The organism is Pseudomonas sp. FBCC-B1565 (genome assembly GCF_059133265.1).
On the sequence record NZ_CP101438.1, the window covers coordinates 3,757,601 to 3,772,345 of the forward strand.

The window sequence follows — 14,745 nt, forward strand, 5'->3', positions numbered from 1 at the left end:
CATTAGATTAGGAAATAGTCCAAGGCCTTTAGAATAAGCAGAAGGGATAAGCATGGCGCTGAACGACCAATCGACCCAGATTCGCCCAGGCGAAGAGCTTGATGCCAGCCTGATCGATCCCTACCTCAAGGCCCATATCCCGGGCCTGGACGGCACGCCCAGGATCAGCCAGTTTCCCGGTGGTGCGTCCAACCTGACCTACCTGCTGGAATACCCCGGCCAGGAATTCGTGCTGCGTCGCCCGCCCTTTGGTCACAAGGCCAAGTCCGCCCATGACATGGGCCGCGAATACCGCATTCTCAACCAGCTCAAGGACGGCTTCCCGTACTGCCCCAAAGCCTATGTGCATTGCACGGATGAGTCGGTGATCGGTGCCGAGTTCTATGTGATGGAGCGCGTCAACGGCATCATCCTGCGCTCCGACCTGCCAGCCGAACTGGGCCTGGACGCCAGCAGGACCGAGGCGTTGTGCAAAAGCTTCATCGATAAGTTCGTCGAACTGCACCAGGTGGACTACCACGCCTGCGGCCTGGCCGACCTGGGCAAGCCCGAGGGCTACGTGGCACGCCAGATCCGCGGCTGGAGCGACCGCTACGAGAAAGCCCTGACCCCCGACGCACCGCGCTGGGAAGCGGTACGCGCCTGGCTCAACGACAAGATGCCGGCCGATCACCCCACGTCCAGCATCGTGCACAACGACTACCGCTTCGATAACGTGATCCTCGATCCGCACAACCCGATGCAGATCATCGGCGTGCTGGACTGGGAACTCACCACCCTCGGCGACCCGCTGATGGACCTGGGCAACACCCTCGCCTACTGGATCGAAGCGGCGGACCCGGCACCGGTGCAACTGATGCGGCGCCAGCCGAGCAACGCCCCCGGCATGCTCACCCGCGGCGAGTTCGTCGACTATTACGCCGAGCGCGCAGGCCTGCAGATCGACAACTTCGACTTCTACTACACCTACGGCCTGTTCCGCCTGGCCGGCATCGTGCAACAGATCTACTACCGCTTCTTCCATGGCCAGACCCAGGACAAACGCTTTGCGCAGTTCATTCACATGAACAAGCTGCTCGAGCAGATGAGCCTGAACGTCATCAGCAAATCGTCCCTTTAAGGAACCGCTATGTCCAAGACCCACCTGTTCGACCTCGATGGCAAGATCGCATTCGTTTCCGGCGCCAGCCGTGGCATCGGCGAGGCCATCGCCAAGTTGCTGGCCCAGCAAGGCGCCCACGTGATCGTCTCCAGCCGCAAGCTGGAAGGCTGCCAGCACGTCGCCGACGCAATCATCGCCGACGGCGGCAAGGCCACGGCCGTGGCCTGCCATATCGGAGAAATGGAGCAGATCACCCAGGTATTCGCCGGCATCCGCGAGCAGTTCGGCCGCCTGGATATCCTGGTCAACAACGCCGCGACCAACCCGCAATTCTGCAACGTGCTGGACACCGACCTCGGTGCGTTCCAGAAGACCGTGGACGTGAACATCCGTGGCTACTTCTTCATGTCCGTGGAAGCCGGCAAGTTGATGCGCGAGAACGGTGGCGGCAGCATCATCAACGTCGCCTCGATCAACGGGATCTCGCCGGGTGTGTTCCAGGGCATCTACTCGGTGACCAAGGCCGCCGTGATCAACATGACCAAGGTGTTCGCCAAGGAATGCGCGGCGTTCGGCATTCGCTGCAACGCCCTGCTGCCGGGCCTGACCGACACCAAGTTTGCCTCGGCCCTGGTCAAGAACGACTCGATCCTGAAAATGGCCCTGGCGCAGATCCCGCTCAAGCGCGTGGCCGAGCCGAGCGAGATGGCCGGTGCGGTGCTGTTCCTGGCCAGTGACGCGTCCAGCTACACCACCGGTGTATCGCTGAATGTGGACGGTGGTTTCCTGTCCTGAGTACGCCTGGGTTTCTACAGATCGATTTGCGCGTAACCTTGGCGCAGATCGAACTGTCTCGGGATGAAACATGGAATTCCACATCGTTATCAAAGGGCGCAAGGACCTGGCTGCCCAGCTGTATCAGCAGTTGCGTGAAGCCATCGCCAGCGGGCGGCTCGCGGCGGGTGCGCAACTGCCACCCAGCCGCCTGCTGGCCGAGCAATTAGGCATATCGCGCAAGACCGTGTCCGACACCTACGCCACGTTGACCTATGAAGGCTTGCTGGTAGGCAAGACTGGCCGTGGCACCTTCGTCAATGCCTGGGCGCCACAGGCGAATCGCGTGCAAACCGCCACCGACCTGGCCTGTGCCGCCAACCTGGCGAAATGGCAGGCGCTGCCCTCGCCGATGCGTCATCCCACACGCGATAGCACCTTGCGCTATGAATTTATCGGCGGCGCCACCAGCCGCAACCAGTTCCCCCAGGACGAATGGCGCCGCTGCACCCAGGACGCGCTGCGGCGCATTGCCCAGAACAGTGGTTTCTACAGCCAACCCGAGGGCTTGCCGGCGCTGCGCAGCGCGATCGCCGGGCACATCGCGTTCTCCCGTGGGGTCAACTGCCGCGACAGCGACATCGTGGTCACCAACGGCGCGCAACAGGCGCTGGACCTGATTGCCCGCGTGGTGCTGGAACCAGGCAGCATTGTGGCCATGGAAGACCCCGGCTACAGCCCTGCCCGCCAGATGTTCATCGCGGTAGGAGCCCAGGTCGCCAGCGTGCCGGTGGACGAACAGGGCATCCGGGTCGACCGGATCCCCGATGGCACACGGCTGATCTACGTGACGCCCTCCCACCAGTTCCCCCTCGGCATGCCGATGAGCCTGGCACGTCGCGAAGCCTTGCTGGCGCGTGCGTTTGCGCTGGGCGCAATCATCATCGAGGACGATTACGACAGCGAGTTCCGTTACGAAGGACGGCCCACCGACTCGCTGCAAAGCATGGACACCCGTGGCGTGGTGACCTATGTGGGCACCTTCTCGAAAACCCTGCTACCCGAGCTGCGCCTGGGCTACGCAGTGCTGCCGCCGGCCATCTACGGTGCGGTGCTCAAGGCCAAGCAATTGACCGACCAGCACAGCTCCACCCTGCCCCAGTGGGCGCTGGCCAAGTTCATCAGCGAGGGCTACCTGCTCAAGCACATCCGTCGCTGCCATACGGTCTACGCCGGGCGTCGCGAGCGCATCCTGCAGCGCCTGGCGGGGGACCTGTCGCCGTGGTTCGAAGCGGTGCCAACCGTGGCCGGGTTCCACATGGCGGCGCTGTGCAAGATGCCGGTGAATATCCCGCTGCTGATGGAGCTGGCACGCCGGGTGGAAGTGGGCTTGTACCCGCTGGATGTGTTCTTCCACGACGCGCCGGTACGCTCGGGCCTGATCATCGGCTTCGGCGCGATCGAGACCCTGGACATCGACCCGGCGCTGGACAAGGTGCGCGATATTCTCCAGCAGATTGGCTAGCGAATTTTCCGCCGGATTGGTTATTGGTCACCCAGGCACTGCGGCGTAGGGTGAACAGATCTCGAACTACTCGGAAACTTCATCATGAAACGATTGCTCGCCACCTCCCTAATGCTCGCCTCGCTCAGCACCTTTGCTCACGAACCGGTGTACAACCAGGAGTCGATCAAGGTCCTGCAGGAGCACGCGCTGACCAATGTCCCGGGCAAGAAAACCCTCATGCTCACCGTCGACTATGCCCCCGGCCAGGCCACCGTGCCCCACAGCCACACGGGCACCGCCGTGGCCTACGTGCTGGAAGGCGCGATCACTTCACGGGTGAACGACGAGCCCGCAAAAACCTATAAGGTCGGCGAATCGTTCTACGAGCCGGCCGGTTCCCGGCACTTTGAATCGAGCAATGCCAGCCAGACCAAACCGGCCAAGCTGCTGGTGGTGATGGTGCTGGATGACAAGGCCGAGGTGCTTACCCCCCTGCCCAAGTAACCCTCCACGCCACAAATCAGAAAGGTGGGAGGAGGCTTGCCCCCTCCCACATTTTGGTTTGTATCGGTCAGTGACTCAGGGGCGCTGGAACTGGCGGCGCAGGTCTTGGATCCGCTCGCGGCAGGCGCAACCATCGAGGTGATCATTGACCATGCCCATCGCCTGCATCAACGCATACATCGTGGTCGGCCCCACGAACGTCCAGCCGCGCTTCTTCAAGGCCTTGGACAAGCGCACTGAGGCCGGCGACGTGGGATTGCCCGTCCAGTAAGCCATGTCCACCACCGCCGGCCGTTCCTCCTCACCGGGTTCGAACGCCCACAACCAGCGCGCCAGCGACCCGGTCTCATCCACCAGCTCACAGGCGCGGCGCGCATTGTTGATCGTGGACACGATCTTGGCCCGATTGCGCACGATGCCCGGGTCCTGCATCAAGCGCGCGATATCCGCCTCGCCGTACTGCGCCACCCTTCTGAAATCAAAGCCCTCGAACGCCACTCGAAACTGTTCACGCTTGCGCAAAATGGTGATCCACGCCATGCCCGCCTGAAAGCCTTCCAGGCAGATCTTCTCGTACAACTGGATATCATCCGCCACCGGCACGCCCCATTCGGCGTCGTGGTAACGCGGGTATTCCGGCGCCGCCGTGCGCCAGCTGCAGTGGGTGTGCCCATTGTCGTCAGTGGTCAGTCCTGGTGTGTCCATCCATCACCTCATGTGCCGAGCAGCGGATGATAAGCGAAAAAAATTCCACCCCGCCAACCGCTCAAGCATCGCCCTTACCGACCAACTGGTCAGACCGGGACCTGTCAACCGCCAAATAATTGCTTGTGATTTCAAAAATACCGGGCGTAGACTGGCCCCGCACTGGACTTACCGGTAAGACCACAACAATTAAGCCCTGGAACCACCAGGGCACCGAATAGAGATCCCTCCCATGCTCAGATGGTGCTCGCGTTCGATTTTCCTGCAAGTCGTGATTGGCCTGATGCTCGGCATCGCCTGCGGCCTGGCCCTTCCCGAATTCTCCTCGCAACTCAAACCCCTGGGTGACGGCTTTATCAAGCTGATCAAAATGCTGATCGGCCTGATCGTGTTCTGCGTGGTGGTCAGCGGCATTTCCGGCGCCGGCGACTTGAAGAAAGTCGGACGCATCGGCCTCAAGTCGGTGATCTACTTTGAGATCCTCACCACCGTCGCCCTGGTGATCGGTTTGGTCATGGCCTTCAGCACCGGCATCGGCCAAGGCGCCAATATCCACCTGGAACAGTTGTCGTCCGCTGGTTTGAATGAACTGGCCGACAAGGGCCAGCATATCCGCGGCACCAGCCAGTTCCTGATGGACCTGATCCCCAACTCGGTGATCGGTGCCTTTGCCGACAACAACGTGCTGCAAGTACTGCTGTTTTCGGTACTGTTCGGCAGCGCGCTGAACCTGGTGGGCGAAGCGGCATCGGGCATCTCGCGGCTGATCAACGAACTGAGCCACATCATCTTCCGCATCATGGGCATGATCGTGCGCCTGGCGCCGATCGGTGTGTTCGGTGCAATCGCCTTCACCACCAGTACCTACGGGCTGGACTCGCTGCAGCACCTGGGGAGCCTGGTGGGCCTGTTCTACCTGACCTGCTTTGCCTTCGTCGCGCTGATCCTCGGCCTGGTGATGCGCCTGTCGGGCCTGCGCATGTTGCCGCTGCTCAAGTACCTGCGTGAAGAACTGCTGATCGTGATGGGCACCGCTTCCTCCGACGCCGTGCTACCACAGATCATGCGCAAACTGGAACACCTGGGCATTGGCAGCTCCACCGTCGGCCTGGTGATTCCAACGGGGTATTCGTTCAACCTCGATGGCTTCTCGATCTACCTGACCCTGGCCATTGTGTTCATCGCCAATGCCACCGGTACCCCCCTGTCGATGACCGACCTGTTGACGATCCTGCTGGTATCGCTGATCACCTCCAAAGGCGCCCACGGCATTCCGGGGTCGGCGCTGGTGATCCTGGCGGCGACCCTCACGGCGATCCCGGCGATTCCGGTGGTGGGCCTGGTGCTGGTGCTGGCGGTGGATTGGTTCATGGGCATCGGCCGTGCATTGACTAACCTGATCGGCAACTGCGTGGCGACCGTGGCCATTGCCCGCTGGGAGAAAGACATCGATATCCAGCGCGCCAACAAGGTGCTCGACGGTCAGCAAGGCTATGCCTTCCAGGCCAAGAAGCCGGTGTTGCCCGCACACCAGGAGTTCTGAAATGTGGGAGGGGGCTTGCCCCCGATAGCGATCTACCCGTCAGTGATTCTGTGACTGACACACCGCCATCGGGGGCAAGCCCCCTCCCACACATCTATTCGCAACATCAAGGAGACGCACGACGTGATCAGCACCTCAACCGTCGTCAATTCAGTCGTAGAAAAACTCCGCGCCGCCTTGGCGCGTGGTCAGTGGCGCCGGGGTGAAATGCTCCCCGGCCAGCGCGAACTGGCCGAACAGATGGGCATCAGCCGCCCCAGCCTGCGTGAAGCGGTCATCGTGCTGGAGACCCTCGGCCTGGTGCGCTCCATGCCCGGCAAAGGCGTGGTGGTGCTGGAAACCAGCGTCAGCGAACCGCAGTCCAGCGATGCCGTGGCCGACGCCAGCCTGGAAGACATCCTGCAACTGCGCTACACCCTGGAGCCGTTCATTGTCGGCCTGGTGGCCCAGTCGATCAGCAGCAAGGAAGTCGGCCAACTGCGCCTGACCTTGATGGACATGCGCGAAGCCCTCGATGCCGGTGACGCTGAAGCGGGCATGAACGCCTACATCGGCTTTCACGAGGAACTGTTCGCCCTCACCTCCAACCCGATCTTCCAGAACGTGGTGCAGCAGACCAGCAACGCCCTCAAGCAAAGCGCCCAGGTGCTGCGCAACTCGCCCGAACACCTGGCCGAACGCCTGCAGGAAAACGAAGCCGTGGTGCGCGCCATCCGCAACAAGAACAGCGCCCTGGCGAGTGCCGAGATGCGCCGGCACATCCTGCAGGAAGGCCTGCGCATGGGCATTGCCCTGAACATCCCGGACGACCATCTCGGCAGCTGATTTTTTGGAGACAGGCCATGACCGCCCACGCCTTGCACTACGACCCCATCCTGCCGACCCTGCGCCTGGTCGCCGGTAAAAAGCCTTCGGTGGATGACATCTACCCGCGCTTGTTCGACGCCATCCTCGAACAACGTATCGCCCCGGCCAGCCGTTTTACCGAAGAAGGCCTGGGCGAAACGTTTGGCGTGAGCCGCAGCGTGATACGCCGGGTGCTGGCCAAGCTGTCCCATCAGCAAGTGATCATCCTGCGCCCCAACCAGCGTGCCCAGGTGGCCGCGCCGGATGCTCAGCAGACGCGACAGATCCTCGAAGCGCGGCGCATGACCGAAATCACTGTGGTGCAGTTGGCCTGCGCCCAGGCGACAGCCACGCAGATACGTCAGTTGCGCGAACTGATTGCACGGGAACGTGATTGCATCGAACGCGATCAGCGTGGGCCGGCGATTCGGTTGTCGGGGGAGTTTCACCTGCATTTGGCGACGATGGCCGGCAATGCGCCGTTGGCGCAGTTCCTCAACAGCCTGGTGCCGTTGACGTCGTTGATCATTGCCCAGTACGAGGCAAAGGCCTGCACGTATTGCGCGTGGCAGGAGCATGTGGCGATTGTGGAGGCGTTGGAGCAACGCGACTCAAGCACCGCAGTGACTCTGATGACCCAACACCTGGATCACCTGGAAAGCAAATTACTGAAACACCACTGACCTCCTGATGAATGGAGATCAAAATGTGGGAGGGGCGGTGCGACGATTCGACTTGCCCCCGATGGCAGCGTGTCAGTCAATGAAGATGTTGACTGATACACCGCCATCGGGGGCAAGCCCCCTCCCACATTGGTTTCACCAGGGGTCTAGGCCGGTTGCAACACCGACTGCCCACTCAACGCCAGGTCCAGCAACTCACGGTTGGCTACCGCGTACATGGCGTAGTCCGTGCCGACCGCAGCACGGATTTCCACCATCATCGCCACCCAACGCTCGGCCATGTCCTTGTGCTGCTCAAGCCACAGGGCCACGCGGGCTTCCATGTCTTGTGGCGCGTCGGCCATTTGCAGGACGGAGATGGTGATCGCGCGCTGCTGCCAGTCCACATCGTCGCGGAACGCTTCGCGGGCCTGGGCCTGCCAGTTGTTGCCCACCGGCAGATCACTGATCTGCTGCAGGTACCACGGCAAGTCCAAGGCGCTGCCGACGGCGAAGTAGGCCTTGGCCACTTCGGCGGCGTCATGCCCGGTCACGTCAGCGGCTTCAATGATCGGCAGCAAGGTGTACAGGTGGGTCGTGCCAGCAACCATGCGCGCCAACAGTTCCGGTACGCCGGCTTCGGTGTAGGCCTGGTAGCGCTTCTGCCAGCCTTCGCGGGTCGGGCCTTCCAGCAGTTCGTCGAGCTTGAGGCCCAGCGCCGCCAGGTGCGGACCGAAGTGCGCGGTGTCACGGCCAGCGTCCTGCTCATTGCGACGGCTGCGCAGGAACCAGCGCGTAGCGCGACGGCCCAGGCGCATCAGCTCGTCCATCAACTGCAATTGCACGTCGGCGGAGACCTGGTGGTCCAGGGCTTCAATCTGACGGAACCAGTGCGGGAGGTGGAAGATGTCACGCACGATCACATAGGCGCCAGCCACGTTCGCCGGGCTCATGCCGGTCGACTCTTTGAGTCGCTGCACGAAGGTGATGCCCATGTGGTTGACCAGGTCGTTGGCGATCTGGGTGCTGACGATCTCGCGCTTCAGACGGTGACGACGCATGGCCTCACCGAACTTGGCGACCAGGCTCGGCGGGAATGCGGTCTCCATGTCACGAGTCAGGTAATCGTCATCCGGCACCAGCGACTTGAGCAGCGCTTCCTTGAGGTCGATCTTGCTGTACGAGATCAGCACCGACAGTTCCGGACGGGTCAGGCCCTTGCCGTTGGCGGCGCGCTCGGTGAGCTGCTCCTCGGTCGGCAGGTACTCGATAGCGCGGTCCAGCTTGCCACGGCCTTCCAGGTCGCTCATCAGGCGCTTGTACTCGGCGGCACGCTCGTAGGCACGGCGCGCCGCCAGGGACAGGGCCTGGGTCTGCTTGTAGTTGTTGCCCAACACCAGGCTGCCGACTTCGTCGGTCATGCTCGCCAGCAACTGGTTGCGTTGCTTGTCGGTCATATCACCGGCCTGCACCACTTCGTTGAGCAGGATCTTGATGTTCACTTCGTGGTCGGAGCAGTCCACGCCACCGGCGTTGTCGATGAAGTCGGTGTTGGAACCGCCGCCATTGAGGCCGAATTCCACACGACCCAGCTGGGTCATGCCGAGGTTACCGCCCTCGCCCACCACCTTGCAGCGCAGCTCGTTGCCGTTGACGCGCAGCGCGTCGTTGGCCTTGTCGCCCACGTCGGCATGACTTTCGCTGCTGGCCTTGACGTAGGTGCCGATACCGCCGTTCCACAACAGGTCCACCGGCGCCTTGAGCAAGGCGTTCAGCAGTTCAGTCGGGGTCAGCTTGTCGGCCGCGATGTCGAAGCGTTCTTTCATCTGTGGCGAGATGGCAATGCTCTTCGCGCTGCGCGAGAAGATACCGCCGCCTTCGGACATGATGCTGGTGTCGTAGTCGGTCCAGGCCGAACGTGGCAGCTCGAACATGCGCTGGCGCTCGACGAAGCTGGTCGCCGGGTTCGGGTTTGGATCGATGAAGATATGCAGGTGGTTGAAGGCCGCGACCAGTTGCAGCTTGTCGGACATCAACAGGCCGTTGCCGAACACGTCGCCGGCCATGTCGCCGACGCCCACCACGGTGATGCTGTCTTCCTGCACATTGATGCCGCGCTCACGGAAGTGGCGCTGCACACCGACCCACGCGCCCTTGGCGGTGATGCCCATTTTCTTGTGGTCGTAACCGGCGGAACCACCGGAGGCGAACGCATCACCCAGCCAGAAGCCGTAGTCGATGGCGATGCCGTTGGCGATGTCGGAGAAGGTCGCAGTGCCCTTGTCCGCTGCTACTACCAGGTACGGGTCATCGTCGTCATGGCGCACGACGTTGGCCGGTGGCACCAGGGCGCCATCCTTGAGGTTGTCGGTAATATCCAACAGGCCGGAAATGAAGATGCGGTAGCAGGCGATGCCCTCGGCCGCGATCTCGTCACGGCTGCCGCCCAATGGCAGGCGACGCGGCAGGAAGCCGCCCTTCGCACCCACTGGCACGATGACCGAGTTCTTCACTTGCTGGGCTTTCACCAGGCCAAGCACTTCGGTACGGAAGTCTTCTTCACGATCGGACCAGCGCAGGCCGCCGCGCGCGACGTTGCCGAAGCGCAGGTGCACGCCTTCGACCCGTGGCGAGTACACGAAGATTTCGAACTTCGGCACAGGCTTGGGCAGCTCAGGGATCGCGTGCGGGTTGAACTTGAAGCTGAAGTACGACTTGTTCTGGCCGTTCGCGTCGGTCTGGTAGAAGTTGGTACGCAGGGTCGCCTTGATCAGGTCCAGGTAGCGACGCAGGATGCGGTCTTCGTTGAGCACCTGGACGTCGTCAAGGGCGGTGAGGATCGCTTGTTCCAGACGTTGCTGCTTGTCTTCCAGGTCGTCGCTGGTGAGCTTGCGCGCCAGGTAGAAACGGGTCTTGAACAACCGGGTCAACTCGCGGGCGATGTCGGTGTGGTTGTTCAGGGTGCTGGCGATGTAACCCAGGTCGAAGCCCAGGCGGATCTGCTTGAGGTAGCGGGCGTAGGCACGCAGCAGCGCGACGTCGCGCCACGGCAGGCCGGCGGTGAGTACCAGGCGGTTGAACGCATCGTTCTCGGCGTCGCCATGCACGATGTGCACGAATGCGTCCTGCAGAGTGTCGTTGAGCTGCTGGATATCCAGGTTCACGCCCTCGGCGGCGATGAACGCGAAATCATGGATCCAGAACTCGCGGCCATTGGCGTGACGCAGGCGATACGGGAACTCACCGAGCACGCGCAGGCCGAGGTTTTCCAGGATCGGCAGCACGTCGGACAGCGCCAGCGGGGTGTCGGCGTGGTACAGCTTGCAATGCAGCTCGCGCTGGCCGGAAACCTGGCCCAGCGGCTGATAGAAACTCATCACCAGCGGGTTGGCCTCGGTGAGGCTGAGCAAGTGCTGCATGTCGACCACCGCCGAATGCGCGGCAAAGCGCTCGCGGTAACCGGCCGGGAAGCCTTTCGGGAAGTCCGCCAGCACGTTGGTGCCATGGGCTTCGCCGAAGCTTTCGACGACGAGGCTGGAGTAGTCGTCCTGCCAGCTGCGGCAGGCCTGCACCACTTCTTTTTCCAGTTGCAGCGGGTCGATGTCCAGGCGGTTCTTCGGGTCAACCCGCAGGATCAGCTGTACACGGGCCAGCACGGACTCGGAGAAGAAGGTCCAGAACTCGCAGTCCGAAGCCTTCAGGCGATCCATCAATACTTGCTGGATCTTCTGGCGCACTTCGGTGGAATAGATGTCACGTGGCACGTAGGCCAGGCAGTAGCAGAATCGACCGTACGGGTCTTTGCGCAGGAACACGCGGATCTTGTTGCGTTCCTGGATCTGCACGATCGACATCACGGTGCTGAACAGCTCGTCGACCGGGGTCTGGAACAGATCGTCACGGGGCAGCACTTCAACGACTTGCGCCAGCTCCTTGCCCAGGTGCGCCTTGGGCTGGAAGCCGGAGCGGCGCTCGATTTCCGCGACCTTGCGGCGGATATACGGAATCACCCGTACGCTTTCGCCGTACACCGACGAGGTGTACAGGCCCATGAAACGGTGTTCCTTGATGACCTTGCCATCGGCGTCGATTTCACGGATCGACACGTAGTCCGGGTAGGCTGGACGGTGCACGCGGCTTGGGTGCGCGGCCTTGGCGAACGAAAGCATGGTCGGTTCACGCAGGTAGGCGACGGCATAGTCTTCGATACGCAGGTCTTCGGCGGTGAGCCCGGCACGCAGCAGTTTGGTCAGACCGAGGAAGGAACCGGCGTCATATTCGATATGACCGCCGTCCGCCTCGTCACGTACCACGAACTCTTCATAGCCGAGAAAGGTGAAGTGGTTGCCCACCAGCCATTCCAGGAAGTTCTTGATCTCGGCCTTTTCTTCGCCGTCGATGGCGAACTGGCTTGCGTCGATACCGGCCAGCAGGTCCTGGACCTTGGCTTTCATCGGCTCGAAATCGGCCACGGCCACACGCACTTCACCCAGCACCTGCTCAAGCTCTTTGCTCAGCACATTCAGTTCGGCGGCGTTGGCGCAACGGTCGATTTCCAGGTACATCAGCGATTCTTGCTGGATGCCTTCGCCCTGGGTGCCTTTTGGCAGGATTTCCAGCAACTCGCCCTTGGCGCCACGGCGTACGCTGAGCACGGTGGTCTGCAAGGTGTGGATGCTGTAGCCACGGCGGTTCAGCTCGGTGCGGACCGAGTCCACCAGGAAGGGCAGGTCATGGTGCAGCACTTCGACCGCGGTGTGGGTCGACTGCCAGCCATGACGTTCGTAATCGGGGTTGTAGACCCGCACTTGCGGTTGGGTGTGATCAAAGCGCTCAAGCAGGCGCCACGCAGAGAGGGTGCAACCGGCCAGGTCGGAAAGGCGACGCTGGGTCAGTTCGTCCAGGGAAATGATGCCGAAGAATTGTTCAGCGAACAGCGCCACTTGTGGCAGTGCCTGTTCACTGATGTGCTGCGCCAGTGCCGCTTGCAGTTGATGCTGGAAGTCGGCCTTGCTGGCTGCGGTGAAAAACGCCATCTGTGGTACTCCGCTTGGGCTTGTTATTGATGGAAGCGTCGCGTGTTATCCCCTTGCGGGGAGACCGTCAGCGCTGTTCGCTGGGTGACGAGTAAAGCACCATAAACGAATCAGGGTGACAGGTGGGTGAAGCTGGACAAGACAATGAGGTCACATACAACTTCCATAAGATGTGCACCTAGCCGGGTGACGGTACGACGGGCAGGTCAGGCGCCAGGCTCGTGCACATCCGTTGCGCAGCTTAACGAGTGTAGGAAGCCAGCTGCTTGCGACGCTGCGACATATTCGGTCATCGGTAAGCAGGCGCCGGGTTGCGACTTGGGCAACCCGTCATTCCCGGCAGAAAATCCGGCTACTTCGACGCCGGCGAGTATCAGAAATGACCGATATTGCCCGTCAGGTCATGCACTGGGTCTGACACAGGAAGCAGCACAAAATTCGCCGCAATGGCACAATTGCCCGCATCACGCCCTACCCCAGACAGGATTGCCCATGCTGCAACTGAAAACCGACGCCCTGATGGCCACGCCGTGCGACGACGAAGAAGACAACATGGCCATGCTCTGCTGCCACGGCAAGAACGGCGAGATGTTCATGCTCACCCGTTACCCGGACGAAGACGAAGTGGAATTGACCTGGGACTACGAGCCGTCGACGCTGGATGGGCTGAAGGTCACGCTGAGTGACACCATCCTGCTGATCGAACTGGCTGCCGGGGATGCCGATGCCCTGGGTGGCAAGGACCAGTTGCAGATTACCCACGCCACCGCTGCGTCGGACCTGGTCGAAGTCGAGCAAACCCTGCAAAACATCCTGAAAGGCACCGGCACTTTCACCCGAATTTAAACGGCACCCACAATCAAATGTGGGAGGGGGCTTGCCCCCGATAGCGGCGTGTCAGCCACGGATGCAGCCACTGACCCACTGCTATCGGGGGCAAGCCCCCTCCCACATCGACCGTGTTCCCACACAAATTTCCTACAAGATTTGCCAAAAATACCCGTCACGCCGTTAGTCGCCACCCCCCTCCATGCATTAAAGTAGACGCCCCAGGCCTTGGCATTTTTCACAACCCCAAGGCTCATCTCTCCAGGAACCGTCATCGATGGAACATCGTGAAGCGCTGCTTGCGCTGCGAACCTTTCTTTCTACGCAGATTCTCGGCCAGGAAAAACTCATCGATCGCCTGTTGATCGCGCTGCTCGCCGACGGCCACATGCTGGTGGAAGGCGCGCCGGGCCTGGCCAAGACCAAGGCCATCAAAGAGTTGGCCGAAGGCATTGAAGCGCAGTTCCATCGTATCCAGTTCACCCCCGACCTGTTGCCCGCCGACATCACCGGCACAGAGATCTATCGTCCGGAAACCGGCAGCTTCGTGTTCCAACAGGGGCCGATCTTCCACAACCTGGTGTTGGCGGACGAAATCAACCGTGCCCCGGCCAAGGTGCAATCGGCACTGCTGGAAGCCATGGCCGAGCGCCAGGTCAGCGTCGGGCGCAGCACCTATGACCTGTCGCCGCTGTTCCTGGTGATGGCCACGCAAAACCCCATCGAGCAGGAAGGCACCTACCCGCTGCCTGAAGCCCAGCTCGACCGTTTCCTGATGCACGTCAAGATCGGCTTCCCCGACGCCGCCGTCGAGCGACGCATCCTGCAACAGGCCCGTGGCGAGGCGCTCAACGGCGAAACCAAGCCGGAACGCCGCGTCAGCCAGCAGGCGATCTTCGCCGCACGCAAGGAAATCCTCGGCCTGTACATGGCTGACGCCGTGGAGGAATACCTGGTGCAGTTGGTGATGGCCACGCGCACCCCGGCCAAGTTCGACCCGGAGATGGCCGAGTGGATCGCCTACGGCGCCAGCCCACGCGGCTCCATCGCCCTCGACCGCTGCGCCCGTGCCCATGCCTGGCTGGCCGGTCGCGACTTTGTCAGCCCGGAAGACATCCAGGCGGTGCTGTTCGACGTGCTGCGCCATCGCATCATCCTGTCGTTCGAAGCCGAAGCCGCCGGCATCGACCAGGACCGCGTGGTGCAACGCATTCTCGACGTCGTTGCCGTCGCTTGAA

11 protein-coding genes are annotated in these 14,745 nt (G+C 61.9%); 9 read left to right on the forward strand and 2 right to left on the reverse strand.

Annotation, left to right across the window (positions count from 1 at the left end):
• The first annotated feature begins 52 nt into the window (after positions 1-52).
• The 4 genes from NL123_RS17650 (at position 53) to NL123_RS17665 (ending at position 3,887) form a co-directional block, all read left to right on the forward strand.
• Positions 53-1,120 (forward strand): phosphotransferase family protein, encoded by a 1,068-nt coding sequence (locus NL123_RS17650; RefSeq protein WP_494355930.1) that lies wholly within the window; start codon positions 53-55, stop codon positions 1,118-1,120.
• A gap of 9 nt (positions 1,121-1,129) precedes the next feature.
• Positions 1,130-1,897 carry an SDR family oxidoreductase gene (locus NL123_RS17655; protein ID WP_071493152.1) on the forward strand — a complete coding sequence of 256 codons (768 nt, stop codon included), beginning with the start codon at positions 1,130-1,132 and terminating at the stop codon, positions 1,895-1,897.
• 70 nt (positions 1,898-1,967) lie between these two features.
• Positions 1,968-3,401: a MocR-like pyridoxine biosynthesis transcription factor PdxR gene (pdxR, locus tag NL123_RS17660; protein ID WP_494355931.1), complete on the forward strand. Its 1,434-nt coding sequence runs from the start codon at positions 1,968-1,970 to the stop codon at positions 3,399-3,401.
• A gap of 84 nt (positions 3,402-3,485) precedes the next feature.
• Entirely contained in the window at positions 3,486-3,887 is a 402-nt protein-coding gene (locus NL123_RS17665) for a cupin domain-containing protein (RefSeq protein ID WP_494355932.1), read from the forward strand.
• Positions 3,888-3,962: 75 nt separating this feature from the next.
• Here NL123_RS17665 and NL123_RS17670 read toward each other — a convergent pair whose 3' ends face one another.
• On the reverse strand, positions 3,963-4,592 hold the full coding sequence (locus NL123_RS17670; protein ID WP_494355933.1) for a DNA-3-methyladenine glycosylase I: 630 nt from the start codon (positions 4,590-4,592) through the stop codon (positions 3,963-3,965).
• Between the two features lie 217 nt (positions 4,593-4,809).
• Between NL123_RS17670 and NL123_RS17675 the strand changes: the two genes are divergently transcribed.
• The 3 genes from NL123_RS17675 to NL123_RS17685 all read left to right on the forward strand — a co-directional run bounded on the left by NL123_RS17675 (position 4,810) and on the right by NL123_RS17685 (position 7,664).
• Positions 4,810-6,135, forward strand: a complete 1,326-nt coding sequence (locus NL123_RS17675) for a C4-dicarboxylate transporter DctA (RefSeq protein WP_172832151.1) — start codon at positions 4,810-4,812, stop codon at positions 6,133-6,135.
• A gap of 123 nt (positions 6,136-6,258) precedes the next feature.
• Positions 6,259-6,960, forward strand: coding sequence for a FadR/GntR family transcriptional regulator (locus tag NL123_RS17680; protein WP_058424105.1), 702 nt, complete (start codon positions 6,259-6,261; stop codon positions 6,958-6,960).
• Positions 6,961-6,977: 17 nt separating this feature from the next.
• Entirely contained in the window at positions 6,978-7,664 is a 687-nt protein-coding gene (locus NL123_RS17685; protein WP_248488101.1) for a GntR family transcriptional regulator, read from the forward strand.
• Positions 7,665-7,810: 146 nt separating this feature from the next.
• Here the strand turns inward: NL123_RS17685 and NL123_RS17690 are convergent, their stop codons facing one another.
• The gene (locus NL123_RS17690; protein WP_248488100.1) at positions 7,811-12,679 is read right to left on the reverse strand and encodes an NAD-glutamate dehydrogenase; all 4,869 of its coding nucleotides are present in this window, start codon (positions 12,677-12,679) and stop codon (positions 7,811-7,813) included.
• A gap of 492 nt (positions 12,680-13,171) precedes the next feature.
• Between NL123_RS17690 and NL123_RS17695 the strand changes: the two genes are divergently transcribed.
• A complete protein-coding gene (locus NL123_RS17695; RefSeq protein WP_248488099.1) occupies positions 13,172-13,525 on the forward strand; it encodes a hypothetical protein in 354 nt (117 codons plus the stop codon).
• 259 nt (positions 13,526-13,784) lie between these two features.
• Complete coding sequence (locus NL123_RS17700; protein WP_003174327.1) at positions 13,785-14,744, forward strand: AAA family ATPase; 960 nt, start codon at positions 13,785-13,787, stop codon at positions 14,742-14,744.
• The last annotated feature ends 1 nt before the right edge of the window (position 14,745 follow it).